This is a genomic window from Enterococcus sp. AMC1251, from assembly GCF_058216535.1.
The window spans coordinates 1,532,629-1,557,863 of record NZ_CM177098.1; the positions used below are offsets into that span (position 1 = coordinate 1,532,629).

General features: G+C 36.1%; 26 protein-coding genes. 23 read left to right on the forward strand and 3 right to left on the reverse strand.

All coding sequences use genetic code 11. The features are described 5' to 3' along the window. Nucleotides 1-363 precede the first annotated feature (363 nt). On the forward strand, nucleotides 364-693 hold the full coding sequence (locus AC4BBR_RS07220) for a PadR family transcriptional regulator (protein ID WP_490461862.1): 330 nt from the start codon (nucleotides 364-366) through the stop codon (nucleotides 691-693). Then, nucleotides 693-1,676, forward strand: a complete 984-nt coding sequence (locus tag AC4BBR_RS07225) for a permease prefix domain 1-containing protein (RefSeq protein ID WP_490461863.1) — start codon at nucleotides 693-695, stop codon at nucleotides 1,674-1,676. The genes AC4BBR_RS07220 and AC4BBR_RS07225 overlap by 1 nt, the downstream gene beginning before the upstream one ends. A gap of 56 nt (nucleotides 1,677-1,732) precedes the next feature. Here the strand turns inward: AC4BBR_RS07225 and AC4BBR_RS07230 are convergent, their stop codons facing one another. Both AC4BBR_RS07230 and thiD read right to left on the reverse strand, forming a co-directional pair. Continuing rightward, nucleotides 1,733-2,281: an ECF transporter S component gene (locus tag AC4BBR_RS07230; RefSeq protein ID WP_490461864.1), complete on the reverse strand. Its 549-nt coding sequence runs from the start codon at nucleotides 2,279-2,281 to the stop codon at nucleotides 1,733-1,735. Nucleotides 2,282-2,292: 11 nt separating this feature from the next. Beyond that, nucleotides 2,293-3,117 (reverse strand): bifunctional hydroxymethylpyrimidine kinase/phosphomethylpyrimidine kinase, encoded by an 825-nt coding sequence (thiD, locus tag AC4BBR_RS07235; protein WP_490461865.1) that lies wholly within the window; start codon nucleotides 3,115-3,117, stop codon nucleotides 2,293-2,295. Nucleotides 3,118-3,529: 412 nt separating this feature from the next. On the opposite strand from thiD, the gene AC4BBR_RS07240 reads away from it, so the two are divergent. From AC4BBR_RS07240 to thrB, 8 genes are all read left to right on the forward strand, one after another. Then, nucleotides 3,530-5,017 carry an aminotransferase-like domain-containing protein gene (locus AC4BBR_RS07240; RefSeq protein WP_490461866.1) on the forward strand — a complete coding sequence of 496 codons (1,488 nt, stop codon included), beginning with the start codon at nucleotides 3,530-3,532 and terminating at the stop codon, nucleotides 5,015-5,017. Then, a complete protein-coding gene (locus AC4BBR_RS07245) occupies nucleotides 5,001-5,726 on the forward strand; it encodes a nitroreductase family protein (protein ID WP_490461867.1) in 726 nt (241 codons plus the stop codon). The genes AC4BBR_RS07240 and AC4BBR_RS07245 overlap by 17 nt, the downstream gene beginning before the upstream one ends. 115 nt (nucleotides 5,727-5,841) lie before the next feature. Beyond that, nucleotides 5,842-7,566 carry a phospho-sugar mutase gene (locus AC4BBR_RS07250; RefSeq protein ID WP_490461868.1) on the forward strand — a complete coding sequence of 575 codons (1,725 nt, stop codon included), beginning with the start codon at nucleotides 5,842-5,844 and terminating at the stop codon, nucleotides 7,564-7,566. A 78-nt stretch (nucleotides 7,567-7,644) separates the two neighbouring features. Further along, entirely contained in the window at nucleotides 7,645-8,421 is a 777-nt protein-coding gene (gene proC / locus AC4BBR_RS07255; protein ID WP_490461869.1) for a pyrroline-5-carboxylate reductase, read from the forward strand. Between the two features lie 135 nt (nucleotides 8,422-8,556). Beyond that, the gene (locus tag AC4BBR_RS07260) at nucleotides 8,557-8,844 is read left to right on the forward strand and encodes an ArsR/SmtB family transcription factor (protein ID WP_490461870.1); all 288 of its coding nucleotides are present in this window, start codon (nucleotides 8,557-8,559) and stop codon (nucleotides 8,842-8,844) included. Nucleotides 8,845-8,977: 133 nt separating this feature from the next. Continuing rightward, complete coding sequence (locus AC4BBR_RS07265) at nucleotides 8,978-10,270, forward strand: homoserine dehydrogenase (RefSeq protein ID WP_490461871.1); 1,293 nt, start codon at nucleotides 8,978-8,980, stop codon at nucleotides 10,268-10,270. Between the two features lie 3 nt (nucleotides 10,271-10,273). Then, nucleotides 10,274-11,332, forward strand: a complete 1,059-nt coding sequence (thrC, locus tag AC4BBR_RS07270) for a threonine synthase (RefSeq protein ID WP_490461872.1) — start codon at nucleotides 10,274-10,276, stop codon at nucleotides 11,330-11,332. Continuing rightward, nucleotides 11,329-12,192, forward strand: a complete 864-nt coding sequence (gene thrB / locus AC4BBR_RS07275) for a homoserine kinase (RefSeq protein WP_490461873.1) — start codon at nucleotides 11,329-11,331, stop codon at nucleotides 12,190-12,192. Before thrC ends, thrB begins: the two co-directional genes overlap by 4 nt. Nucleotides 12,193-12,263: 71 nt before the next feature. On the opposite strand, the gene AC4BBR_RS07280 is transcribed toward thrB, so the two are convergent. Further along, nucleotides 12,264-13,121 carry a pyruvate, water dikinase regulatory protein gene (locus AC4BBR_RS07280; protein ID WP_490461874.1) on the reverse strand — a complete coding sequence of 286 codons (858 nt, stop codon included), beginning with the start codon at nucleotides 13,119-13,121 and terminating at the stop codon, nucleotides 12,264-12,266. A gap of 99 nt (nucleotides 13,122-13,220) precedes the next feature. On the opposite strand from AC4BBR_RS07280, the gene AC4BBR_RS07285 reads away from it, so the two are divergent. The 13 genes from AC4BBR_RS07285 (at nucleotide 13,221) to glyS (ending at nucleotide 25,158) form a co-directional block, all read left to right on the forward strand. Beyond that, nucleotides 13,221-13,649 (forward strand): Fur family transcriptional regulator, encoded by a 429-nt coding sequence (locus tag AC4BBR_RS07285; protein ID WP_490461875.1) that lies wholly within the window; start codon nucleotides 13,221-13,223, stop codon nucleotides 13,647-13,649. A gap of 207 nt (nucleotides 13,650-13,856) precedes the next feature. Continuing rightward, a complete protein-coding gene (rpsU, locus tag AC4BBR_RS07290) occupies nucleotides 13,857-14,033 on the forward strand; it encodes a 30S ribosomal protein S21 (protein ID WP_002356740.1) in 177 nt (58 codons plus the stop codon). Nucleotides 14,034-14,058: 25 nt separating this feature from the next. Then, nucleotides 14,059-14,508, forward strand: coding sequence for a GatB/YqeY domain-containing protein (locus AC4BBR_RS07295; RefSeq protein WP_490461876.1), 450 nt, complete (start codon nucleotides 14,059-14,061; stop codon nucleotides 14,506-14,508). A 196-nt stretch (nucleotides 14,509-14,704) separates the two neighbouring features. Next, complete coding sequence (locus AC4BBR_RS07300) at nucleotides 14,705-15,673, forward strand: PhoH family protein (protein ID WP_490462085.1); 969 nt, start codon at nucleotides 14,705-14,707, stop codon at nucleotides 15,671-15,673. A 32-nt stretch (nucleotides 15,674-15,705) separates the two neighbouring features. Next, on the forward strand, nucleotides 15,706-17,904 hold the full coding sequence (locus tag AC4BBR_RS07305) for an HD family phosphohydrolase (protein WP_490461877.1): 2,199 nt from the start codon (nucleotides 15,706-15,708) through the stop codon (nucleotides 17,902-17,904). Continuing rightward, nucleotides 17,904-18,380, forward strand: a complete 477-nt coding sequence (gene ybeY, locus AC4BBR_RS07310; RefSeq protein WP_490461878.1) for an rRNA maturation RNase YbeY — start codon at nucleotides 17,904-17,906, stop codon at nucleotides 18,378-18,380. The genes AC4BBR_RS07305 and ybeY overlap by 1 nt, the downstream gene beginning before the upstream one ends. Beyond that, complete coding sequence (locus AC4BBR_RS07315; RefSeq protein ID WP_490462086.1) at nucleotides 18,364-18,765, forward strand: diacylglycerol kinase family protein; 402 nt, start codon at nucleotides 18,364-18,366, stop codon at nucleotides 18,763-18,765. Before ybeY ends, AC4BBR_RS07315 begins: the two co-directional genes overlap by 17 nt. Before the next feature lie 12 nt (nucleotides 18,766-18,777). After that, a complete protein-coding gene (gene era, locus AC4BBR_RS07320; protein WP_490461879.1) occupies nucleotides 18,778-19,680 on the forward strand; it encodes a GTPase Era in 903 nt (300 codons plus the stop codon). Nucleotides 19,681-19,773: 93 nt separating this feature from the next. Then, nucleotides 19,774-20,583 carry a DNA repair protein RecO gene (recO, locus tag AC4BBR_RS07325; RefSeq protein WP_490461880.1) on the forward strand — a complete coding sequence of 270 codons (810 nt, stop codon included), beginning with the start codon at nucleotides 19,774-19,776 and terminating at the stop codon, nucleotides 20,581-20,583. Beyond that, nucleotides 20,564-21,283 carry an AAA family ATPase gene (locus AC4BBR_RS07330; protein WP_490461881.1) on the forward strand — a complete coding sequence of 240 codons (720 nt, stop codon included), beginning with the start codon at nucleotides 20,564-20,566 and terminating at the stop codon, nucleotides 21,281-21,283. The genes recO and AC4BBR_RS07330 overlap by 20 nt, the downstream gene beginning before the upstream one ends. 348 nt (nucleotides 21,284-21,631) lie before the next feature. Continuing rightward, nucleotides 21,632-21,874, forward strand: a complete 243-nt coding sequence (locus AC4BBR_RS07335) for a hypothetical protein (protein ID WP_490461882.1) — start codon at nucleotides 21,632-21,634, stop codon at nucleotides 21,872-21,874. Between the two features lie 292 nt (nucleotides 21,875-22,166). After that, nucleotides 22,167-23,075 (forward strand): glycine--tRNA ligase subunit alpha, encoded by a 909-nt coding sequence (glyQ, locus tag AC4BBR_RS07340; protein ID WP_490461883.1) that lies wholly within the window; start codon nucleotides 22,167-22,169, stop codon nucleotides 23,073-23,075. A gap of 1 nt (nucleotide 23,076) precedes the next feature. Further along, nucleotides 23,077-25,158: a glycine--tRNA ligase subunit beta gene (gene glyS / locus AC4BBR_RS07345; RefSeq protein ID WP_490461884.1), complete on the forward strand. Its 2,082-nt coding sequence runs from the start codon at nucleotides 23,077-23,079 to the stop codon at nucleotides 25,156-25,158. The last annotated feature ends 77 nt before the right edge of the window (nucleotides 25,159-25,235 follow it).

A 25,235-nucleotide genomic window follows, 5' to 3' on the forward strand; every position in this document is an offset into this window, starting at 1 on the left:
TTGAATTTTAGTACACCGGTGTCTGCATTCATAGTATATCGATATAAAATGTATTTCAAGCCTAGTTTAAAATTTCATGGATTTTAGAATCTAGTTGGTGAGGTTTAATAGAGGAACAACTAATAAAAAGGACTAGGCTAATTTAAGTCCTTAAATTTAGCCGTAGAATTTCAAATTTTTCTATGAAAAGCTTATCTTATCCTTTATAAGTTAATAGGTTTAATAACTAGTGTTCCATTGTTAGCTGCCATTTTACGCTCCTTTTTATTTTGATTATTTTTACTTTACCTATCGTAGTAATCGTGTTATGATAATTACAACGACAGACGTAGTACGTTAGATAGAGTAATCGGAGGCGATTCAATGATCGGCAGTGATGCAATCAGAGGGTACAATGACACATTTATTTTATCTGTATTAGAGGAAGGTGATTCTTATGGTTATGCAATTTCTAAAAGAATCACGGAAATTTCAGAAAATAATTATTCCATTAAGGAAACGACGTTGTATTCTGCCTTTAACCGTCTAGAAAAAAATGGCTTTATTGACTCTTTTCCAGGCCAAATCACACATGGTAAAAAGAGAACGTACTATAAAATTACCGCGTTGGGAAAAGAATATTTAGAAGAAAAAATAGCAGAATGGGTACTAACTAAAAAAGTCGTTGAGCGCTTTATCAAGGAGGAAAAATAATGAAAACTATTCGGGATTATATCGACAGTTTATTTTTAGGAATCGCTGAAACAAATCAAACAAAACAATTAAAAGAGGATTTACTAGCCAGTGCCGAAGATCGGTATGAAGATTTAAAAAGCCAAGGGAAGTCTGAAAATGAAGCGATTGGCAGTGTGATTTCAGAGTTTGGATCAATTGATGAATTAGTAGAAGAAATGAACATAAAACAAGATTTTATCGATGAAAAAGGGTATGAACTTGATAGCATCTCTTTGGAGGAAGCCGTTGATTTTATTAGAGTACGCAGAAGAGGAGCTACTTTAATTGGTTTAGGTGTGATGATTATCATATTAGGTACAGCGGCATTATTTGGATCGATGACTTTATATGGTGAAACTATTGGTGAAAGCTTTGGGTTACTATTTGTTTTGTTAGGCACAGCAATGGGTGTTCCTTTATTTATTATTGCAGGTACTAGTATGGCTAATTTTAATAAGAAACTGAATGATCGATTTATTTCAATTCAGGTGAAAAATGAAGTTAAAAAGAGAAAAGAAGCTTTTCAACGCTCATTTGTTATTTGTATAGTTATTGGCGTAACGTTATGCATTTTATCTGTGATTCCGTTCGTGGTACTTTCAGAACTATATAATTCAGAAGTTTATGAATTGTTCGGTATGGCTTGTTTGTTAGTTCTTGTTTCCTTTGGCGTTTTCTTCTTAATTTTTGGTGGTGTGATTATGGGAAGTTTCACTAAAATGCTTGAACAAACTTATTTTATTTCAGATGAAGGAGAATTAGGACCAAGGGCTAAAGCTGAACGAGACAGTAAAAAACCAGTTTGGTTACAAACGCTTGAAAAAATTTATTGGCCGATTATTGTTGGAATTTTCTTATGCCAAGGATTTTTGCTAGGAAATTGGGGAACGAACTGGGTCATTTTTCCAGTAGCCGGAATTGTCTTTGGAATACTGGAAAACATTTTCAATAAAAAGGACTAAAAAACTCCGCTTGTTTTGGAAAACTTCCAAGATTAGCTGAGTTTTTTTGTAAACAATTAAAACGATTGTCTCGAGAAAATTACGTTCATTGCCTTTTTTAAAGGAAAATAGGCAAAAGTCACAATAACAATGGTTGTCGCTACGTTAATAAAAGTTGCTGGTAACTTAGATAAGGCGCTTATGAATGCGACATGAACATCTGCACCTGCAATAAGTCCTGTTGTAGTGTTTTTTATTTGAGTCATAATGATCTTGGCTATACCAGTTATACTAGCCACTACAATGATTTTCCAAATAGTATCAATATTTTGATGGAAAAAATAGATCGTCAATGCCGCTGCGCCACCTACAATAAAGCTTTCTAAAATAAAGTAAGGGGCTTCAGATGCAAAACCATTTAAAACATCAAATATAGCAAAACCTAAACCACCAGCAAGAGCACCTCTTTTGTAACCGATCAAAAGTACAGCCAATAATAAAACTGAATTGCCTAAATGAGCAAACGCTCCAGTGGGTAAAGGGATTTTGAGCATTGTTCCAAGCACAGTTAATGCGGCAAATAATCCTACTAATACAATAGACGTTGTTGAGTTTTTTTTATTCATTTTGTTGCTCCTTACTTCTCTGTCATTCGGTTTTCTGCACGATTATAGGCGCCATGCCATACATGGCCGAGAAACGGATTGATTTGTTGACCGTTTTGAATCGCTGCTGCTACGAATTTCTTCGCTAACGCTACAGCATCAATGACTGAATCGCCTTTTGCAAGACCAGCGGTGACAGCTGCTGCAAAGGTACATCCAGCCCCATGGTTATAGTCAGTTAAAAATAATTCATTTTCAAACAGTGTGAAATCATTTCCGTCATAAAATAAATCAATTGCTTTATCTAAATTTAAACGATGACCACCTTTGATTACAACATTTTCAGGACCTAAGTCAATAATTTTTTTTGCTGCTTCTTTCATTTGATTAATAGAAGTCAAATCACCCATCCCAGATAAAATTCCTGCTTCCACTAAGTTTGGTGTTGTTATAATTGCTTTGGGTAAAAGTAGACGCGTCATAGCAGCGACATTTTCTGGCTGTAATAATTCACTTGTACCTTTGCAAGCCATAACAGGATCAATCACAATATTATTCATTTTAAATTTATCAATATAAGATCGCGTTATTTCAATTGCCTCGATGCTTCCAAGCATTCCCGTTTTCATAGCATCAAGGGCACCACCAGCAAAAATAGTTTTTAATTGTTTTTCCACTAAATTAGGTTCAATTGGCGTAACATTGTGACTCCACCCTTCATCAGGATCCATAGTCACAATACTAGTTAAAGCAGAAAAACCAAATGTGCCATATTCTTCAAACGTCTTTAAATCAGCTTGGATTCCTGCGCCACCACTAGAATCAGAACCTGCAACTGTTAATACTTTTCTAATCATTATCCAACCTCTATTCAGATATATTTTAATATGTATATTGTAAAACAAACCTGAGTTGACAAAAACAGCCAATTGGGTTATTTTCAGGTCATCCAATTGCTGCGAATCACGGAGAACGAAGTGATCCGATGATGAGCAGTACAAGACGACTGAAAGGAGAGTTGGTCCTTAGCATTGAATCACGGAGAACGAAGTGATCCGATGATGAGCAGTACAAGACGACTGAAAGGAGAGTTGATCCTCATCTAAACTTTTTCATCAATTTTCACTAATTGCCACATAAGAACAAGGAATAGGGCAATAAAGATTGTAAAAATTCAATCAAACAATCATCAAATTTAATCAATTATAAAATATTTAAATAGAAATAACAAAAATACTAACTAGTTAAGGGAAAATAGGAGGCAAAATAATGTGGTCGTTAAAAAAAGAAAAAGGCGTTCCCATATACGTAAGCATCATCGAACTAATTCTGTCCTACATAAAAAATGGTGATCTTTTACCTGGAGAACGTTTACCTTCAGAAAGAAAATTAGCAAATTATTTTCAAGTTAATCGTTCTACTGTTGTTCATGCGTTAGACGAGCTTGTTTCTTTAGGATGGATCATTAGAAAACAAGGAAGTGGAACGATCGTCAATGAAGGTAAGTGGGGAATCAATCCAACGCCAAGAACGGATTGGCATCATTATCTAAAACAAAATGCTTTTGCTAAAGCCGATCCTTTTGCTGAACAAATTGAAAGGTTAATCAGTCAATCGGGCGGTAACGAGCTAGATTTATATACAGGAGAGTTACCGTTAGATCTAATTCCAAGCTTCTCATTTCCACCATTAACATGGAAACACTTTTTAGAAGAAGAGCAACAAGACGACCTAGGTTATCTACCATTAAGGCAATCGATCTGTCGAGAAACGGAGAAAGAGTATGGTTTTTCACTGCCTCCGGAAAGTTTGCTAATCACATCAGGAGCGCAGCAAGCTTTATTTTTGATTTTACAAGTGTTGCTGCAAGCAGGTGATAGTGTGGCAATTGAAGATCCTTCTTTTCTATACGCGTTACCGATTTTTCAAGCAGCAGGTATCCGACTTTATGGTGTCAAAATGGATCAAGAGGGAATCAATTTAGAGTCTCTTGAAAAAGCGATTCGTCAGCATCGAGTCAAAATGATCATGGTCAATCCTTCGTTTCAAAATCCGACAGGGAAGACGATGTCGATGAAACGCAGAAAATCGTTAGTTAAACTATGTCAAAATTATCAAATTCCAATATTAGAAGATGATGTTTTCGCCAAACTAAATTTTGTTTCTTCTGATCAGATTCAACCGCTGAAAAAACTAGATCCAGAAAATGTTCTATATATCGGTTCTCTTTCAAAAATTCTCGGTTCTACAACGAAAATCGGCTGGCTAAGTGCTCCAACTTCAGTGAATCAGCAATTAGCAGAAGCTAGAAAGATGATGGATTTTTCTTTAAGTATTTTTCCACAATTATTGGCCAATTTAGCCTTAACAGATAAAGGATTTACAGACAAAATTTCTACTCTAAAACAAATTGTAGAGCAAAGAGGGAAAGCAGTTTTTGAAGTGGTTGATAAAATGGAAGAATGGGAAGTTAGCATGCCGAAAGGAGGATTTTACATATGGGCAAGGTGGAAGCAAGGAAAAATCCGATCAAAAGATTGGGCAGTATTTATCCAAGAAGGATTATTGGTAGCACCAAGTTTCTTTTTTAGTGAAAACCAAGACAGCGTTCGGATAAATTTCACCAGATTAGATGAGGAAAAAATACTTGTTTTTCAAAGAAAATTATTAGCGGTTACAAAAAAATTACTTTCGATTCCTAGCGACTATGATAAAATAAGGATAAATGGAGGGAATCAAGATGAACAAAACGATTGAGATATTGAAAAATCGACGTAGTTATCGTGATTTTGATGAGAATCATGTCCTATTGAAAGGGGAACTACAGGCGATATTAGATGCGGCTCGACAAGCGCCGAGTTGGATGAATGGACAGTTTTACACTATTATAGTTGTTCAAGATAAGAAGCTTCGGGAACAATTTGTTGAGTGGAACCCAGGAAATCCCCATATGTTGAAAAGTTCTGTTTTTTTACTATTTATTGGAGATCTTCACCGTACGAAAATGGTTAGTGCTGCACATGAAAGTTCATACCCTATCGATGAAAGTATTGAATCAATTATTTTAGCGACCACAGATGCGTCTTTAGCGCTTGAAAATGCAGTGATTGCTGTTGAAAGCTTAGGATTAGGATCTGTAGTTGTTGGAAGTATCCGTAAACATGGGAAAGAGATCAGTCAATTGTTAGGGTTGCCAAATCATACATTTCCGTTGTTTGGCTTGAGTATTGGAAAACCAATTGTTGAAATGAACGTTAAGCCACGTTTGCCAGAGTCCTCTGTTGTTCATTATGACCGATACCAACCATATACATATAATTTAATTGAACAATACAATCAAACAATGGAAGTGTTTGGTGAAGCAAGGGAAACGAAACAGTGGAGCCATAAATTCTCAGATTTTTTTGCAGCGAAGCCAACGATGATTACCGATCAATTATTACAATTTCAAAGATTATTAAAGTAATTATTGAATTGATTCGAAGAGGATACTATTTTTATAGGGCTTCACTTTCTTCTCAAGCTACAGAATGATATACTTACTAGTGGGTAAGAAAACAAATGATAAAAGAGGTGCTAACATGTCTTGGAAACAAGTCTATGAACAGTGGATAAATGAAGAAAATATACCAGAAAATTTAAAAAAAGAACTAAATGATTTAAAAAAAGATCCTGAAAAATGTGAGGATGCTTTTTATGCACCATTAGAGTTTGGAACGGCGGGAATGCGCGGTATTTTAGGTGCTGGCATCAATCGGATGAATATTTTTACGATCCGTCAAGCAACAGAAGGATTGGCACGCTTTATGGATGCTGAAGGTGCGGAGATAAAACGACGTGGAGTCGCAATAGCCTATGATTCTCGCCACATGTCACCAGAATTCGCGATGGAAGCAGCCAAAACGTTAGCGCAACATGATATTCCTGCTTTTGTTTTTGAAAGTTTAAGACCAACACCTGAGTTATCTTTTGCGGTTCGTTATTTGAACGCTTTTTCTGGAATTATGATTACCGCATCTCACAATCCTGCTGCATACAATGGATATAAGGTTTATGGAGCAGATGGTGGGCAAATGCCACCTGCTGATGCAGATGCTTTAACTAGATATGTTCGTGAAGTTGAGAATCCTTTGAGAGTAGAAGTTCTAACCGATGATCAAGCAAAAGAAAGTGATTTAATCACAATCATTGGCGAAGAAGTCGATGTTGCATATTTAAAAGAAGTGAAAACTGTTACAATCAACCAAGAATTGATCAATAACATGGGGAAAGAATTAAAATTAGTTTATACACCATTACATGGTACAGGGAAAATGCTCGGTGAAAAAGCCTTGAAACAAGCTGGATTCGAAAAATTTGTACTTGTTCCTGAACAGGCGATAGCTGACCCTGATTTTACAACAGTAAAATCACCAAATCCAGAAGAACATTCTGCGTTTGAATATGCTATTCGTCTAGGTGAAAAAGAAGATGCTGATCTACTGATCGCAACAGATCCGGACGCTGATCGCCTAGGTGCAGCAGTTCGCTTGCCAAATGGAAATTATCAGGTTTTAACGGGTAACCAATTAGGCTCGATCATGATTCAATATATTTTAGAAGCGCACAAACAAGCTGGGACTTTACCAGAAAATGCCGTTGTTTTGAAATCAATCGTGTCCAGTGAATTAGCGACTGCAATTACAACGAAATACAATACAAAAATGGTAGATGTCTTAACAGGCTTTAAGTTTATTGCAGAAAAAATCGAGCAATATGAAGAAGATCATTCTCAAACCTTTATGTTTGGCTTTGAAGAGAGTTACGGTTATTTAGTGAAATCCTTCGTTCGTGATAAGGATGCGATCCAAGCACTTGTCTTATTGGCGGAAGTTGCGGCTTTCTACAAAAAACAAGGAAAAACACTTTATGATGGCTTACAAGATATTTTTAAAGAATATGGTTATTTTGAAGAAAAAACAATTTCGGTAACATTGAGTGGGATTGAAGGTAGCGAAAAGATCAAAGCTCTAATGAAAAAATTCCGTGAAGATGCGCCTACTTCATTTGCTGAGATCAATGTAACGCAAACAGAAGATTTCAAAGAATTGACAAGAACATTTGCTGATGGAAAAGCCGAAGCATTAACGACCCCGCCGTCAGATGTGTTAAAATATTTCTTGGAAGATGGTAGCTGGATTGCCATTCGTCCATCTGGAACTGAGCCCAAGATCAAATTTTATTTGGCAACAAAAGCTGTTTCTCAATCAGAAGCTGATCAAAAAATTAAGAACTTTGAGCAAGCAGTTAATCTATTAACAAAATAAAATGATTGGGACTGAAAAAAACTGGAAAAAAGTTTTGTTTCAGTCCCTTCATTGGTATTATTATAAGGAGTGGTAGATATGAACATTGGATTTATCGGCGCTGGGCACATGGGCAGTGCGATGATTGAGGGCTTGCTAAAAGCTAAAACGGTAGTACCAGAAAATTTGTTTGTAAAAGGTGGCTCAAGTGGTACCGCTGAAGCATTGCAAGAAAAACTTGGCTTTAAGTTGATCAAAGATTATGATGCTTTGAAAGAATGTCAAGTAATCTTTATTGCTACAGGTGCGAAGATCGTTTTAGAAATTTTAAAACAGGCAGCGCCTTTTATATCAAAAAATACAATTCTTATTTCGGTTGCAACGGGACATACAGTAGAAGAAGCGCAAGCCATTTTAGGCAAAGAAATCTATGTTGTTCATGCAATTCCCAACACGCCAGTCAGTGTCAATGCTGGAATGATCGGTGCAGTTTTTACAGATGAGATGCCTACAGAGTTAAAAGCTGAAGCAACTCGTGTGTTAGGATCTTTAGGCAAAGTTGAAGAAGTTAGTGAGAATATTTTAGGTACATTTGGTACGGTGGCTGGATGTAGTCCGGCATTTGTTGATATATTTATGGAAGCTTTGGCAGATGGCGCTGTGTTAGAAGGTATGCCTCGTGCTCTTTCTTATGAAATCATTGCACAAATGATGTTGGGGTCTGCTAAACTTGCGCTCGATACTAAAAAACATCCTGGAGAGTTAAAAGATGGTGTGACATCTCCAGGCGGAAGCACGATTAAAGGAGTGACAGCTTTAGAAAAAAACGGATTTAGGTATGCTGTGATTGATGCAGTCAAAAAGGCAAATAGCTAAAAAAATAATTACGAAAGACAAGTGGGGGATTCTTTCTCTGATTGTCTTTTTTTATTTGTGAGAGGAAAAATCTATTCTCTTTCGAAAAAAGTTTGCTATAATGGGCAATAGAAAAACAGGAAAGGAAGCTCAGCGATGAAAGAAATAGATGAGATTCAAAAAGTAAGCCAGTTGTACAAAGTGTTGAGTGATCCAACAAGATTACGCATTTTACTTTTATTAAAAAAAGGAGAGCTAAATGTCACAGCTTTAGGAGAACAACTTACTATGGAGCAGTCGGCAGTTTCCCATCAGTTGAAATTATTACGAGATAATCATGTGGTAAGATCAAGACGTGAAGGTAAAACAATTTATTATAGATTGGATGACCATCATGTCATCGATATTCTCAATCAAACATTTGAACATATCAAACACCAATAACTCGCCTTTCCTAGGATTCCCATTGGAAATTCAAAGAAAAGGGTAGTTTTTTTTATGTCAGTTGGGTATACTAGAAACATGCTTTATTAGAAGAAAATGAAATGTTTCTAATTTTATAGTTGGAGGAAGAAGAATGAAGGAAAAACTGAAAATTGGTTTACTTGGTCTAGGGACAGTCGGATCTGGTGTACCGACAATTTTACAAGAGCATCAAGAAAAAATTTCACAAGTGACAGGGATGGAGATCACTATTTCCAAAGCACTAGTTCGTGATGAAGAAGAGAAAAGACGTTTGGCTGAGAAATTTGATATCCAACTTACAACAGCGATTGAGGATATTATCAATGATGATGACATCAAAATAATTGTGGAATTAATAGGAAAAGTAGAGCCTGCAAAAACCTTCATTACCAAAGCGCTAGAAAATGGTAAACATATCGTAACAGCAAACAAAGATCTTTTGGCACAACATGGAAGTGAACTGGTAGCTTTAGCTCAAAAGAATCATTGTGATTTATATTATGAAGCAAGTGTTGCCGGTGGTGTTCCTATTTTACGAACGATTGCCAATAGTTTAGCTGCTGATAATATCCAAAAAGTGTTAGGAATTGTTAATGGAACAACAAATTATATGTTGACGCAAATGGTTTCTGAGAAAAAATCATACGATCAAGCGCTAAAAGAAGCGCAAGAATTAGGTTTTGCTGAATCTGATCCGACGAATGATGTAGATGGCATCGATGCAGCTTATAAAATGGTGATTTTAAGCCAGTTTGCATTCGGAATGAATATTCGATTGGATCAAGTAGATACACGAGGCATTCGCGGCTTATCTTTAGACGATGTTGAAATGGCTGCTCAGCTGGGCTATGAAGTGAAGTTGATCGGTTCTTCTGAGAATAATCAAGGTGGCAGTATTGCTGTTGAAGTCGGACCGATGCTTGTGGCTAAATCTCATCCTATTGCTTCTGTTCGTAATGAGTTTAATGCTGTTTTTATTGAAAGCTCAGGTGTGGGTGAATCGATGTATTACGGACCAGGTGCAGGTGCAAAACCAACTGCAACAAGTGTAGTCAGTGATCTTATCACAATTGCCAAAAACATTCGTTTAGGAACAACAGGTCACATGTTTAATTCCTATCAGCATGATACAAGATTAGCTGCTGATGAAACAATTTCTGGAAAGTACTATTTCTCAATTGAAGTGCCCGATCAACAGGGGCAAATTTTGAGATTAACTCAGATTATGACTGAAGCCGATGTTAGTTTTGATCAATTAGTTCAACAAAAATCTGATGGAACCAGAGCCAGAATTGTTGCAATCACACATACAATTACAAAAGAGCAAATGAAACAAGTTGCGAAAGAAATCGAATCAACAGAGGGATTCGAGTTATTAAATACATTTAAAGTATTGGAGGATTAATCAATGTACGAAGGATTATTAAAACAATATAAGGAATATTTACCAATCACGGATAAAACACCAATGATTTCATTAACAGAAGGAAATACGCCATTGATTCCATTGCATAGTTTATCAAAAGAATTAGGAATCAATTTATATGGAAAATATGAAGGTCTAAATCCGACAGGGTCGTTTAAAGACCGTGGAATGGTTATGGCTGTGGCTAAGGCAGTTGAAGAAGGCGCAAAAGCTATTGTTTGTGCTTCGACTGGAAATACGAGTGCTGCGGCAGCTGCTTATGCAACAAGAGCAGGTGTTAAAGCTTATGTCGTTATTCCGGATGGCAAAATTGCAATGGGGAAACTAGCTCAAGCAATTATTTATGGTGCTGACATCATTTCGATTCCTGGAAATTTTGATGAGGCGTTGAAAGCTGTGCGTAAGATTGCAGAAACAGAAGCAGTAGCTCTTGTAAATTCTGTAAATCCTTATCGTTTAGAAGGTCAAAAAACGGCTGCTTTTGAAGTGTGTGAACAACTTGGACAAGCACCAGATGTTTTAGCAATCCCAGTTGGAAATGCAGGAAATATTTCTGCTTATTGGAAAGGTTTTAAAGAATGGCATGACAAAAAAGAAACACTTTTGCCGAGAATGCATGGTTTTGAGGCAGAAGGAGCCGCAGCTATCGTGAAAGGAGAAGTAATTGAAGAACCTGAAACAATTGCAACAGCGATCCGTATCGGAAATCCAGCTAGTTGGAAATTAGCAGAAGCTGCTCGTGATGAGTCAAAAGGTTATATTGATTCTGTGACAGATGAAGAAATTTTAAACGCCTACCGTAAAGTAGCTGCACAAGATGGTGTATTCATTGAACCTGGCTCTGCAGCCTCTTTAGCAGGTGTAATCCAACACGTGAAAAATGGAAAAATCAAATCAGGTGAGACGGTAGTAGCTGTTTTCACTGGAAATGGATTGAAAGACCCTGATACCGCAATCACTGCAACAGATGTCAAAATCTCAAAAATGAGCGATTTAGAAGAAATGCGAATGCACTTACGTAATGGAGTATCAGAACTATGAAAATAAGAATTCCCGCAACCAGCGCAAATTTAGGTCCGGGTTTTGACTCATGTGGCATTGCTTTGTCACATTATCTGAATATCGAAGTGTTGGAAAACGCTAAAGAATGGAGAGTATTACATTCCTTAGGAAGTGACATCCCATCTGATGCGACGAATTTATTGATTCAAACTGCACTAAAATTAGTACCTGGTCTTCCGCCTAAAGTGCTGAAAATGACTTCAGATATTCCTTTAGCTAGAGGTTTAGGGAGTAGCTCCAGTGTCATTGTTGGAGGAATTGAATTAGCCAACCGCCTAGGCAACTTGAACTTGTCGCAAAAAGAGAAATTACAAATAGCTACTGAAATTGAAGGGCATCCAGACAACGTTGCTCCAGCCATATGTGGAGATTTTGTAGTTGCAAGTTATGTTGATGGCGAAGTGTATTCTGCGAAACACCATTTTCCAATGTGTGATGTGATTGCTTATATTCCAGATGTTCATCTATTAACGGCTGAAAGTCGTAGTGTACTTCCTACTTCTATTCCTTATAAAGAAGCTGTCCAAGCGAGCTCAATCGCAAATGTTATGATCGCTGCAATTTTAAATGGAAATTTACCTTTAGCTGGTCAAATGATGGAAAAAGATCGTTGGCATGAAGCATATCGGAGAAAATTAGTGCCACATTTAGATAAAATTCGAGCTCTCAGCCACGAAATTGGAGTCTATGGAGCATTTTTAAGTGGTGCTGGACCAACTGTTTTAGTTTTGTCCCCAGAAGAAAAAACGGAACAAATGGTTCGAAAATTGGAGAAATTACCTCAATCTGCTACTATCAATGTGTTATCAATAGATCAAGAAGGAATTCAAGTGTTTTAAAACAGAAAAACTAAGAGTAGCCAGGTCGTTTTTTTCTCATACCGAACACTCTTAGTTTTTTTATTTGTCTATTAGCCTTCAGGCGATTCTGTTGCATAGTAACTATGATCTTCCAAATTCAAAGCATTTAAAATCATTGAAGCAGTCTCTTCAATAGACAATGATGCGACATTGATCACAACGCAACCAAGTTTTTCATATAAATCATTTGCAAAAGCAAGTTCTTTTCTGATTTTTTCAATATCTGAGTAAGAAGTATCCGCTGGTAGTCCATAAGTTCTCATTCTCTCTTTGCGAATACCATTTAAGATATCAGGATCATTTGTTAAACCAACAATTTTTTTAGGATTTGTTTCCCATAGTTGTTTTGGCAAATGAGCTTCTGGGATCAGAGGTAAGTTGGCAACTTTCAAATTTTTGTTTGCTAAAAATAGACTAAGCGGCGTCTTTGATGTCCTTGAAACGCCTAACAAAAGTACATCTGCTTCCAAGAAACCTCTAGTATCTTTCCCATCATCATATTTTACGGCAAATTCCATAGCTTCGATCCGTTTAAAGTAGTTTTCATTTAAATGATGTAGAGCACCTGCTTCTCTAGTAGGAGCAATACCAGTTAGCCGCTCGATTTCAGCTACAGGTGGTGTTAATATATCAAAATGATATAAATTATGCTTTTTAAAAAAATCATTGGCAATCTTCACTAAACGATCATTAACGATTGTATGTAAAACCATAGCATTTTCACGTTTTGCATCTTCAAGTGCTTTTCTAAGTTTATCTTCTTCTTTTGCAAATGTTCGTCTAAATAATGAGAAATCGATAGTAGGGTATTGAGCCATAGAAGCTGCAGCTAATTTTGAAGCTGTTTCGCCAGCCGAATCAGAAATAACGAAGATTGTTACACATTTTTTTTGTTCATCAATTGTCATAGTAGGATAACCTCTCTTGCTTTTTTTATAATTTTAGTATACCATACCTTCATGAATCTTATTCGTAATGATTCTGATTTGAAAGCTGGAGGTTATCAAATGGTGCAGTCAAATTCCAAAGTAGAACAGTCATTAGCAGTGATGAAAAAGTATGGCTTGAAATATACAAAAAAAAGAGAAGCGATGATCACCTATTTAATTAGAAGGAATCGTTATATTTCTGCAAGAGAAGTCTATGAGTTTATGAATCAAGAATATAAAGGTGTAAGTTATGATACTATTTACCGAAATCTACACGATTTTGAAAGATTTGAATTGTTGGAGACAACGGAGTTGAATGGAGAAAAGAAATTTCGTTTTCATTGTTGTCAGGAAGTAGGACATCACCATCATTTTATTTGTACGGTTTGTGGAAAAACAAAAGAAATTCACATGTGCCCGATGGACTTTTTTGAAGAACAATTAAGCGGATGTGATATTGAAGGACACCGTTTTGAGATTTTTGGACGCTGTGAAGACTGCAAATGATCATTTTTTTCAGAAAAAACTATGAATATTACATATGGGTGTGAAAATTTACTCATTTTGGTGTTTTTTATACATTTTTTTAATACAAAGGTTGACGTTAAAATAACCATTCGATATAATGTAAAAAGAACGGTATTTTATTTATGTTAAATTAATGCGTAAATAGAAAAAACGGTTACTTTTTAAGCTCGGAGGGAGGGAATTAACATGTCAAAAACTGTCGTTCGTAAAAACGAATCTCTTGACGATGCTCTTCGTCGCTTCAAACGTTCCGTTTCAAAAGCGGGTACTTTACAAGAATCTCGTAAACGTGAATTCTACGAAAAACCAAGTGTAAAGCGTAAGAAAAAATCTGAAGCAGCTAGAAAACGTAAAAAATTCTAGTTTTCGATGAATTGGGGTTGGTTGTATGTCATTACTAACAACATTGAATGACGATATCAAAACAGCGATGAAGTCAAAAGACAAAGATACTCTGTCTGTACTTCGCATGTTGAAAGCAGCCATTCAAAATGAGCAGATTAAAACTGGCCGTGATTTGAACGGAGAAGAAGAGTTAACAGTTTTGTCTCGTGAGATGAAACAACGAAGGGACTCTTTATCAGAGTTTGAAAAAGCGGGACGTGACGACCTTGCTGATAAAGTAAAAGTCGAAATCACAATTGTTGAAAAATACATGCCAAAACAACTTTCTGAAGAAGAGATTCGCCAGATTGTTCAGACGGCAATTGATCAGACCGGAGCGTCTTCGCCAAAAGAATTTGGTAAAGTTATGAGTGCTGTGATGCCAGAAGTAAAAGGTAAAGCAAATGGCAATCAGGTCAATGCAATTGTAAAAGAATTACTACAAGAGAATTAGTTAAAATGAAAAACCAACGGAATTCCGTTGGTTTTTTTGTTCAAAAAAACTGATAAAGAAGTTTTGGGAACAAAATATGTACTTTAAGATTCTAAGGAGAAAAAAACAAGTATCTAGTTTTAGCTCACTCTCTTTTTAATAAATAAATAATATGGTATGATTGTAAAGAATGAAAAATAAAGGAGATGGGCATTTTTTGACAGAAAATCAGTCAATATCTTTGGAATTGAAATTAAATGATTCTGATGATGTGAGTATGCTTTTAGGAACCCATGATAAACATATAAAATATTTAGAAGAAAATACTACAGTAACGATCAACACGCGCGGTGAGATGATCCAACTACTCGGTGAAGATGCTGAGGTTCATTTGATTGCTTCTATTCTGCGCACTTTACAAGTGCTGATTAAGCGCGGCATTAAAATCAGTACACCAGATGTTGTTTCTGCTTTGAAAATGGCAAGAAACGGCGAGTTGGATGTTTTTGTGACGATGTATGAAGAAGAGATCCTAAAAGATCACCATGGTAGAGCGATTCGGATTAAAAATGTTGGACAAAAAAAATATATCGATGCTGTACGAAAACGTGATATTATTTTTGGAATTGGCCCAGCAGGAACCGGAAAAACTTTTTTAGCCGTGGTCATGGCAGTGTTAGCGTTAAAAAAAGGGGAAGTCCAAAAAATTATTTTGACTCGCCCAGCTGTTGAAGCGGGAGAGAGTCTGGGCTTTTTACCTGGTGATTTAAAAGAAAAAGTTGATCCATATCTCCGCCCTGTTTACGATGCATTGTATCAAATTTTCGGCATGGATCATACGAACCGTTTAATGGAACGCGGTGTAATCGAGATCGCACCATTAGCATATATGAGAGGAAGAACCTTGGATGATGCGTTTGTCATTCTAGATGAAGCGCAAAATACGACCGTTGCTCAAATGAAGATGTTTTTGACGAGACTCGGTTTTAACTCTAGAATGATCGTCAATGGTGATACAAGTCAGATCGACTTACCTAAAGGTGTGACTAGTGGCTTGATTCATGCTGAAAGAACATTACAGTCGATCGATAAAATCGCATTTGTTCATTTTGATGCAGGAGACGTTGTGAGGCATCCTGTTGTTGCTCAGATTATTCGAGCGTATGAAAAAGAAAGTACAAAATAGTTTGAAACCTGCGGAAAGGAGTGGAAATTCCGTTGAAATACTCGTTACTAAAATTACGCGATAAATTAGGAAAAGCCTATATTCCTATACTTTTACTCATTTTTTCATGTTTTCTATTTATTATTATGTTTGGGAGTGTACACCAAAAAAAAGTAGAAATAAAAGAAGGGCAACTTGCTGAAAATACAATTCGCGCGAACAAAAATGTTGAGAATACGTATGAAACAGCTCAAAAGAAAAAGCTGGCTGCTGAAGCTATCACACCAGAGTACATTTATCAAGAAGAAACAGCGGATATTCAGCATAAACGAATCGAAAAGCTGTTTAAATTGATTATGAATGCAAATGAGAAGACAGATAAAGATTATGAAGAGAAAAAGGCGAAAGCAAAAAAGGATGAAACAATTCCAAAACCAACAATAGAAGAAAGAATTGCTAATTTGAAAGCTCAATTTGAATCGCTGGATCAAGATGAGGTAGCTTTTTACCAAAAATTTCCTAATGTATTTTATGAAAATATTTTTTCATTGGATGAAAATCAGCTTCAGCAAGTAAAAACTGAAAGTTTAAGAATTGTAGACGAAAAGATGAAAGATCATGTTCGTGAGGCTGATCTGGATAACATTCGTCAAAATGCGATTGAGTCAATACAGTTTCTTGATGTGACTAGCACCATGCAGCAAGAAATCCGTTATATTGTAAATCAAGGTATCGTGGCGAATGATTTTGCTAATGACAAAAAGACAAAAGAGATGCGTCAAAATGCGATGGATGCCGTTCCCCCTGCGATGATTTATCAAGGTGAAATTATTGTTCGTGAAGGAACCCAGATCGATAGTAAAGCAATGGAAAAACTTGAATTGTTAGGTATGACAAATCAAAGCACGTCAATATTTCCAATGGCGGCATTAGCATTAGCAATTGTGTTGCAAATCTTAGTTCTTTTATTCTTTACTAAACAAGTGACAGAAGAAGGCAAACGTAGGCATTTCATTTTATTTTATGTTGGAGCAATGTCTTTAAGTGTCTTATTAATGAAGTTTTTCCAAATATTCCAAACGGAACAAATGATGTATATTTCATTGTTTTTCCCAGCAGCATTTACTCCCCTTGTGTTAAATTATTTTGTAAGCCGAAGAGCTGGAGTATTAGCAGCTGTATTCCAAGTTATTTTTTCACTATTCGTGTTTTATAATTCTATAGGAACTAACTCGTTGACGATTATTTTAGTAGGATATATGTTTTCCGGGTTATTGGCAACAGTAGTTAAACGGACACGGATCGCTGAGCAAGGATTAGTTGCAGTATTTTGGGTGATTATTTTTCCTGTTTGTTTAGACTTTATTTTAATGATCTATCAAGGAATGAGCTTTGTTGATGGGAAATCTTGGACGATGATGATCTGTGCTTTAGCTGGAACGGTCTTGTCTTTTCTTGCAACAATGGGGCTACACCCGTATATTGAATTGCTTGTGACAGATGATAGTGTGATTGTTTTAAATGAATTGAGTAATCCAAATCATCCTCTTCTGAAGCAATTACTTGAAGAAGCACCTGGAACTTATCACCACAGTATGATGGTGGCAAGTTTAAGCGCAAATGCAGTAGCTGAGATCGGTGGTCGTTCCTTATTAACACGAGTTGCTTGTTATTATCATGATATTGGAAAAATAAAACATGCAAATTTCTTTGTTGAAAACTTACCGGCTGGAGCTGAAAACCCGCACAATTTCTTATTGCCGGAAGATAGTAAACAAATTATTTTTGGCCATGTTATCGACGGAGCTAAAATTTTGGAAGATGATCATATGCCTGAAATGGTGATCGACATTTGTCGGCAACATCACGGAACGACTTTAATGAAATTTTTCTATGTGAAAGCGAAAGAACGCAATCCTAAGATCGCTGAAGCGGATTTTAGATATCCTGGTCCTAAACCTCAAACTAGAGAAGCGGGTATTGTTAGTATTGCTGATACCTGTGAAGCTGCAGTTCGTGCGATGGATCACCCAACGAATGAAAAAATCCAAGCCTTTGTTCATAATGTTATTCAAGATCGGATTTCAGATGGACAACTAGATGATTGCGGTTTAACGATGAAAGAAATTCGGATCGTAGAGAAGTCTCTAGTTAACGGCTTATGTAGTACATTTCATTCTAGAATCAAATATCCAAAAATGAAATCCGAAGCAGAAGAAATGAAAGTTGAACAAGAAAAGAGAGATGACTAATGGATATTTCATTCATTGATGAAACAACTAATTTATCAAAAGAAAATTTGGAAGAAGTAGAAAATCTGCTGCAGTTTGCAGCTGATTTTCTGAAAATATCTGAAGATACTGAAATGTCCGTATCATTTATGAATGACGCAGGTATTCAGGTGATAAATAGAGATTATCGTGGGAAAGATGTACCTACAGACGTTATCAGTTTTGCTTTGGAAGAAGAAGGAGAAGATGAGTTGCCGATTATTTTTGAAAATGCAGCAGAAGCTTTTCCGAGAAACCTTGGCGATATTATGATATCAACTGAACGTGCGTCCGAACAAGCGGCTGAATATGGTCATTCTTTTGAACGTGAATTAGGTTTTTTAGCTGTGCATGGTTTTTTACATTTAAATGGTTATGATCATATGGAACCTGATGATGAGAAAGAAATGTTTGGTTTACAGAAAGAGATCTTAGATGCTTATGGACTCAAAAGATAAACGGACAACTAAGAATAAACATTTTATAGCTTCATTGGAATTTGCTCTTCAAGGGATCAAAACAGTATTTAAAGAAGAGCGAAATATGCGGATACACTTGTCAATGGGAATAGTAGCAATCATTATCGGTTTCATTTTTCGATTAGCGATTTCAGAATGGTTGTGGTTGTTACTTGCAATTTTTCTTGTGTTAGTGACGGAGATCATCAATACTGTATTTGAAAATGTAGTTGATATGGTAACGGATTTCCATTTTCATCCAATTGGCAAAAAAATCAAAGATATGGCTGCAGGCGCAGTTCTTTTAACGACAGGATTTGCTGTGGTTGTTGGAGCTCTGCTGTTTGTCCCAAAAATTTGGCAGATACTACAAGGTTTTTTATAGAGGAGAGAAACAATGACAACAGAACATAAATCTGGATTTGTAGCGATAGTAGGAAGACCAAATGTTGGTAAATCTACTTTATTGAACCGAATTGTCGGACAAAAAATTGCGATTATGAGTGATAAGGCTCAAACAACTAGAAATAAGATACAAGGTATTTATACAGTTCCAGAAGCTCAAATCGTTTTTATTGATACACCTGGTATACACAAGCCAAAACATCGCTTAGGTGATTTTATGGTTGAAACAGCTTATAGTGCATTACGTGAAGTAGATGCAACGCTATTCATGATCAGTGCAGATCAAAAAAGAGGTAAAGGTGATGATTTCATCATTGAACGTCTTAAAACAATGACTAGCCCTGTTTATCTCGTGATCAATAAAATCGATACAGTTCATCCAGATCAGCTTTTGGGAATCATAGAAGATTATGCTAGCCAAATGGAATTTGCAGAAGTTGTGCCGATTTCAGCTACTGAAGGGAATAATGTGGATCGTTTGATGGATGTTTTAGTAGATCAAATGCCGGAAGGGCCACAGTATTTTCCAGATGATCAAGTGACAGATCACCCTGAGTATTTTATTGTTTCGGAACTAGTTCGCGAGAAAGTACTACTGCTTACAAGAGATGAAATTCCTCACTCAGTTGCGGTTGTTGTTGATTCAATGAAACGTGATGAAAATGATAAAGTACGCATTCAAGCAACGATCATCGTTGAACGTGATAGTCAAAAAGGGATCATTATCGGCAAGGGCGGCAAGATGCTTAAACAAATCGGAACCAAAGCCAGACAAGATATTGAACATTTACTTGATGATAAAGTTTACTTAGAACTTTGGGTAAAAGTGCAAAAAGATTGGCGTGATAAAAAAGTTCATTTACAAGACTTTGGTTATCGCAAAGACGATTATTAATGAGAAAGGAAGGAACAATTCTGTATTTTTACGGGATTGTTTTTTTGTTTGTATCTCTGCTAAAATAGATTAGAATATATAGGAGGCGAAAACATGACCTTAGGGGAAACAAAAGGAATTATTTTATTTACCAAGGATTACAAAGAAAAAGATAAACTAGTAAAGATTTTTACGGAATCGTTTGGTAAATTGATGTTTTTTGTCAAAGGAGCACATCGTAAAAATAATCCAATCGGTCCTGCAATTTTACCTTTTACAGAAGCTGTATATATCGGAGATTATAGAGAAGATGGGTTGTCATTTTTAAATGGAAGTAAAGATGTCCAACCGTTTCGAATGATTCAGGAAGATATTTTTATAAATGCTTATGCAACGTATATTTTAAATTTAGTTGATGCGGCAATCGATGATCGGACATATGATCCGAACTTGTATCATTTTGTTCAACAAGCACTTTGCTTGTTGAACGAGAATAAAGATGCGGAGATTATCACTAATATTTTTGAAATCCAATTATTAAGTCGTTTTGGTATTACACCCGAATGGAGATGTTGTACAGTTTGCCAAGAAACGCGAGGGAAGTTTGATTATTCTTCAAAATATAGTGGGATTCTTTGTGAACGACATTGGCATCTTGACAGCCATCGTTACCACGCTGATCCTAGAGCAATCCATTTTATTCGTCTTTTTTCGGCTATTTCGTATGATAAGGTTCAAGATATCAATGTTAAACCAGAGACGAAAACCGCGATAAGACAAACGGTTGATGAATTATATGATGAGTATGTAGGAATTCATCTGAAGAGTAAGAAATTTATCGATCAAATGAAAAGTTGGGAAGACACCTTGAAGTTGCCTAAACGTGAAAAAAAAGATGAAGATGATGATAAAACTATATATTAAAGGGATAAAGTATGATAAAAAGAGATCGTTATTGCGATTTCCTTTTAATTTGCCTATTTTAACTGGTCTAGATCAACTCGTTTTGGAAACTCCAGTTACTTTTTTGATTGGTGAGAATGGCTCTGGAAAGTCAACAATTATAGAAACAATAGCTGGACTAATGGATTTAACTCTTGAAGGTGGCTCAAAAAATAATTTATTTGTTTCTTATGAAGAACAATCTTTATTAGTTGAAGCGAGTCGACCAATAAAGTATCCTAATTATCTGAGGGATAGTTATTTTTATCGACCAGAATCCTATTACAATTTAATGACAGATATTGATTTGCGTGACCAAGACGGAGAAGGAGTTTTTGATAGAGAGCTACATAAGTATTCAAGAGGGGAATCGTTTTATGAGTTAGTTACAACTCGTTTTTTTGATCAAGGTTTTTATCTACTAGATGAACCGGAAACAGGTTTGTCTCTTAGTACCCAATTGCAATTAATGGTTTCAATGCAGGAATTAGTAAACGCCGACTCACAATTTGTGATTGCTACTCATTTCCCAGTATTATTGTTTTTTCCAAATGCTAGAATTTATGAATTTATTGATGGTGAAATTATCAAACGTACACTGGAAGAAACGAAAATCTATCAAGATTGGGCAATGATTTTTGAAAAAAAAGAACAATTTTTCCAAATGCTGTTTGAATCTTAAAAAATAATTTGACATCTCATCAATCAAAGATTATTATAAAGAGTAATTAAATAAATACGTTGAAAAAGAAGAGTAAAAAGAACTGCTGTCATAGCGAATCTGGGAGAGTGTAAGCCAGGTACATGCAACTTTTGAATGGCGCTTTTGAGTATGTTTAAACGAAGCTGCCGATAGTTGGTATCGGAAGTAGGGTGGAACCGCGATTATTCGTCCCTATGTCTCTTAGAGGCATAGGGACTTTTTGTTTTTTTGCCAAAGATTGTCGTAGCAATTTTCCAAGTATGTATTGGTATAATCAAAAAGAGCATTACTTTGTTGAACATTTATATTATCGAAAGGAGGTATAGCATGCAATTCAATGCAACATTCTTACCTACTGATTTTTCAGAGAATAAGTTGAAAGTTTTATCACTAGTTAGATTGTTTGTTCGGATAATAGACAATGATGGAACGATAATTGAAGAGTTTGAAACCAATCCTAGCGAAAAGATCTACAAAATCAATACAGAATTAGTTTCAACGATGAAAGTTGAAGTTTCAGTTGTTCCAGATGAAGTAATCGAATTTTATCCAGTTATTACGGCGTTATAGAAAAATGAGTTCAATTTATGTGTTTAAGTATTTAGCGTTATCTAGCTTCGTGGGCTAGTCTCTCGGAAAAGAGATAAATTATGAATGAGGTAAAAAATACTTCAGTCATAATTCCCTATTTTTCAGACGAGCCTAAACGAGCCCGCTATGCGTTTAAATCTATCTAGCTGTAAGGGCTAGTCTCCCCGGGGAAAAGATTAAAATGAATGAGGAAAAGCACCTCTCGTTCATTTTTCCTATTTTCTAGTCGAGGCTGACAAGCTCTTTCAGCTTTTAACTTAGGAGGAGTACAATGGAAAAGAAACTTACTGTTCAAGAAATGATTTTAACCTTACAAAAATTTTGGTCATCAAATGGTTGCATGTTAATGCAAGCATATGACACGGAAAAAGGGGCGGGGACAATGAGTCCTTATACTTTTTTACGAGCAATTGGCCCTGAACCTTGGAATGCGGCGTATGTAGAGCCTTCTAGAAGACCGGCAGATGGTCGTTATGGCGAGAATCCCAATCGCTTATACCAACATCATCAATTCCAAGTTGTAATGAAACCTTCTCCAGAAAATATTCAAGAATTATACTTAGAAAGTTTAGAATTGCTAGGAATTGATCCGTTAGCCCATGATATTCGTTTTGTTGAAGATAACTGGGAAAACCCTTCTATGGGGTGTGCAGGTCTAGGTTGGGAAGTTTGGCTTGATGGAATGGAAATTACTCAGTTTACCTATTTCCAACAAGTAGGCGGACTCGCTTGTCATCCCGTAACTTCAGAAATCACTTACGGGATTGAGCGACTTGCATCTTACATTCAAGAAGTAGAAAGTGTTTATGATCTAGAATGGACGCAAGGCGTTAAGTATGGAGAAATTTTCAATCAGCCAGAGTATGAACATTCAAAATATTCGTTTGAAATTAGTAATCAAGAAATGCTATTAGAAAACTTTGATAAATTTGAAAAAGAAGCGAAACGTTGTATTGATGAAAGCTTAGTGCATCCAGCTTATGATTATATTTTGAAATGTAGTCATACCTTTAATTTATTGGATGCTCGTGGTGCGGTATCTGTAACGGAGCGAGCTGGGTATTTGGCTCGTATCAGAAACATGGCAAAAGCTGTAGCGAAAATTTTCGTGGCAGAACGTGAAAAACTTGGATTTCCACTTTTAAACAAAGAAAATCAAGCGACGAAGGAGGCAAAATAACATGGCAAAAGATCTATTACTTGAAATTGGCTTGGAAGAAATGCCAGCTCATATTGTCAGCCCAAGCCGTTTACAACTAGAAAATAAACTAGTAAAATTTTTAGACGAAAATCAATTGACGTATGAAACAGTCCAAAGCTTCTCGACACCTCGTCGTTTAGCCGTTCGGGTGACACAATTACCTGAGCAGCAAGAAGATACGCAGGAAGAAGTCAAAGGGCCTGCAAAAAAAATTGCGCAAGATGCTGAAGGAAATTGGAGTAAGGCTGCTGAAGGGTTTGTTAGAGGACAAGGCTTGACGACCGATGCGATCACATTTAAAGAATTGAATGGTGTAGAGTATGTCTATGTGACTAAGCATAATCAAGGACAAAAAACAATCGATGTATTAGCAGGATTGAAAGATGTTATTACAAGTTTGACTTTTCCAGTTACGATGCACTGGGCAGACTATGATTTTGAGTATATTCGTCCGATTCATTGGATTGTTGCTCTATTAGAGGATGAAGTGATTCCATTTTCTGTTCTAGATGTATCAACGGGAAACAAATCTCGTGGACACCGTTTCTTAGGGGACGATGTTGAGTTCGATCATTCAAACGAATACGAAGAAAAAATGAAAGAACAATTTGTGATTGTAGATCCTAACGAAAGAAAATCGATGATCGTTGATCAAGCAAACCAATTAGCTGAAAAAAATCATTGGAAGCTTGATCTAGATGAGAAATTACTGGAAGAAGTCAATAATCTGGTTGAATATCCAACTGCTTTTGTTGGTGCTTTTGACGAAAAATATCTTTCTGTTCCAGATGAAGTGTTAGTAACATCAATGAAAGAACACCAACGTTATTTTGATGTCCGTAATGCCCAAGGATTATTACTTCCACATTTCATTTCAGTCAGAAACGGAAACAGTGTTCATATTGAAAATGTCATCAAAGGAAATGAAAAAGTGTTGATCGCCCGCTTAGAGGATGCGGAATTTTTCTATAGTGAAGATAAAAAGTTATCAATAGAAGAATGTGTTAATAAACTAAAAAATGTTACGTTCCATGAAAAAATCGGAACGATTTATGAAAAAATGCAGCGAGTAGGCATTATTGGACAGATTATCGGGCAGGAAGTTGGCTTGTCAGAAGCTGAATTGACTGATTTGAAGCGTGCTTCTGACATTTATAAGTTTGATTTAGTAACGAATATGGTCGGTGAGTTCCCAGAATTACAAGGGATCATGGGAGAAAAATATGCATTACTTCAAGGTGAAAAACCGGCTGTGGCTCAAGCCATTCGTGAGCATTATTTACCAACGTCAAGTGATGGAGAATTACCGGTTTCAGCTATCGGAGCAGTATTAGCAATCGCTGATAAACTAGACAGCGTATTTTCGTTCTTTGCAGTGGGGATGATTCCTAGTGGTTCTAATGACCCTTATGCATTACGTCGCCAAACGTATGGCGTGATTCGAATCGTTGAAAATAAAGGTTGGCAGTTCCCTCTTGTACAGTTACAGATGGATATCGATGCAGCTGTTAATGCAGACAGTCAAAAATACGGTATTCAATTAACTAGTGGACAAGAGGAAGTGATCGACTTTGTAAAAGCACGTCTGCGTCAGTTATTGACAACGAAAAATGTGCGCCATGATGTGATTGATGCAGTAATTTCATCTGAGCAAAAAGATTTAGCAAAACTATTTTCATCAGCAACGATTCTAAAAAATCATTTACTGGATAAAGAGTTTAGACCTTCTATGGAGGCTTTAACACGAGTAATCAATTTAGCCAAAAAAGGTCGTGCGTTATTAAATCAAGAAAGTAAAGTAAACGCGGCTTTATTTGAAAACGATGCGGAAAAAGCTTTACACCAAGCAGTGAATAAAATTGAAGAGAAATTCAATGAAAATACAATGTCTGAAAATTATCAAGCATTAGTAGACTTACGACCGTTAATCGAACAGTATTTTGAAGAAACAATGGTCATGGTAGAAGACGAACAAGTAAAAGCTAATCGTTTGAAAGAACTTAATCGAATTGCTAAAATGTCTTTATCGTTGGCTAGTCTTGATTTGTTGATTGTTAAATAAGAATAAAATTCTATTGTGCAACATTACGAAGTGAAGTATAGGGCTATATTTTCCAAGCTAAATTTTTTCATAAATAA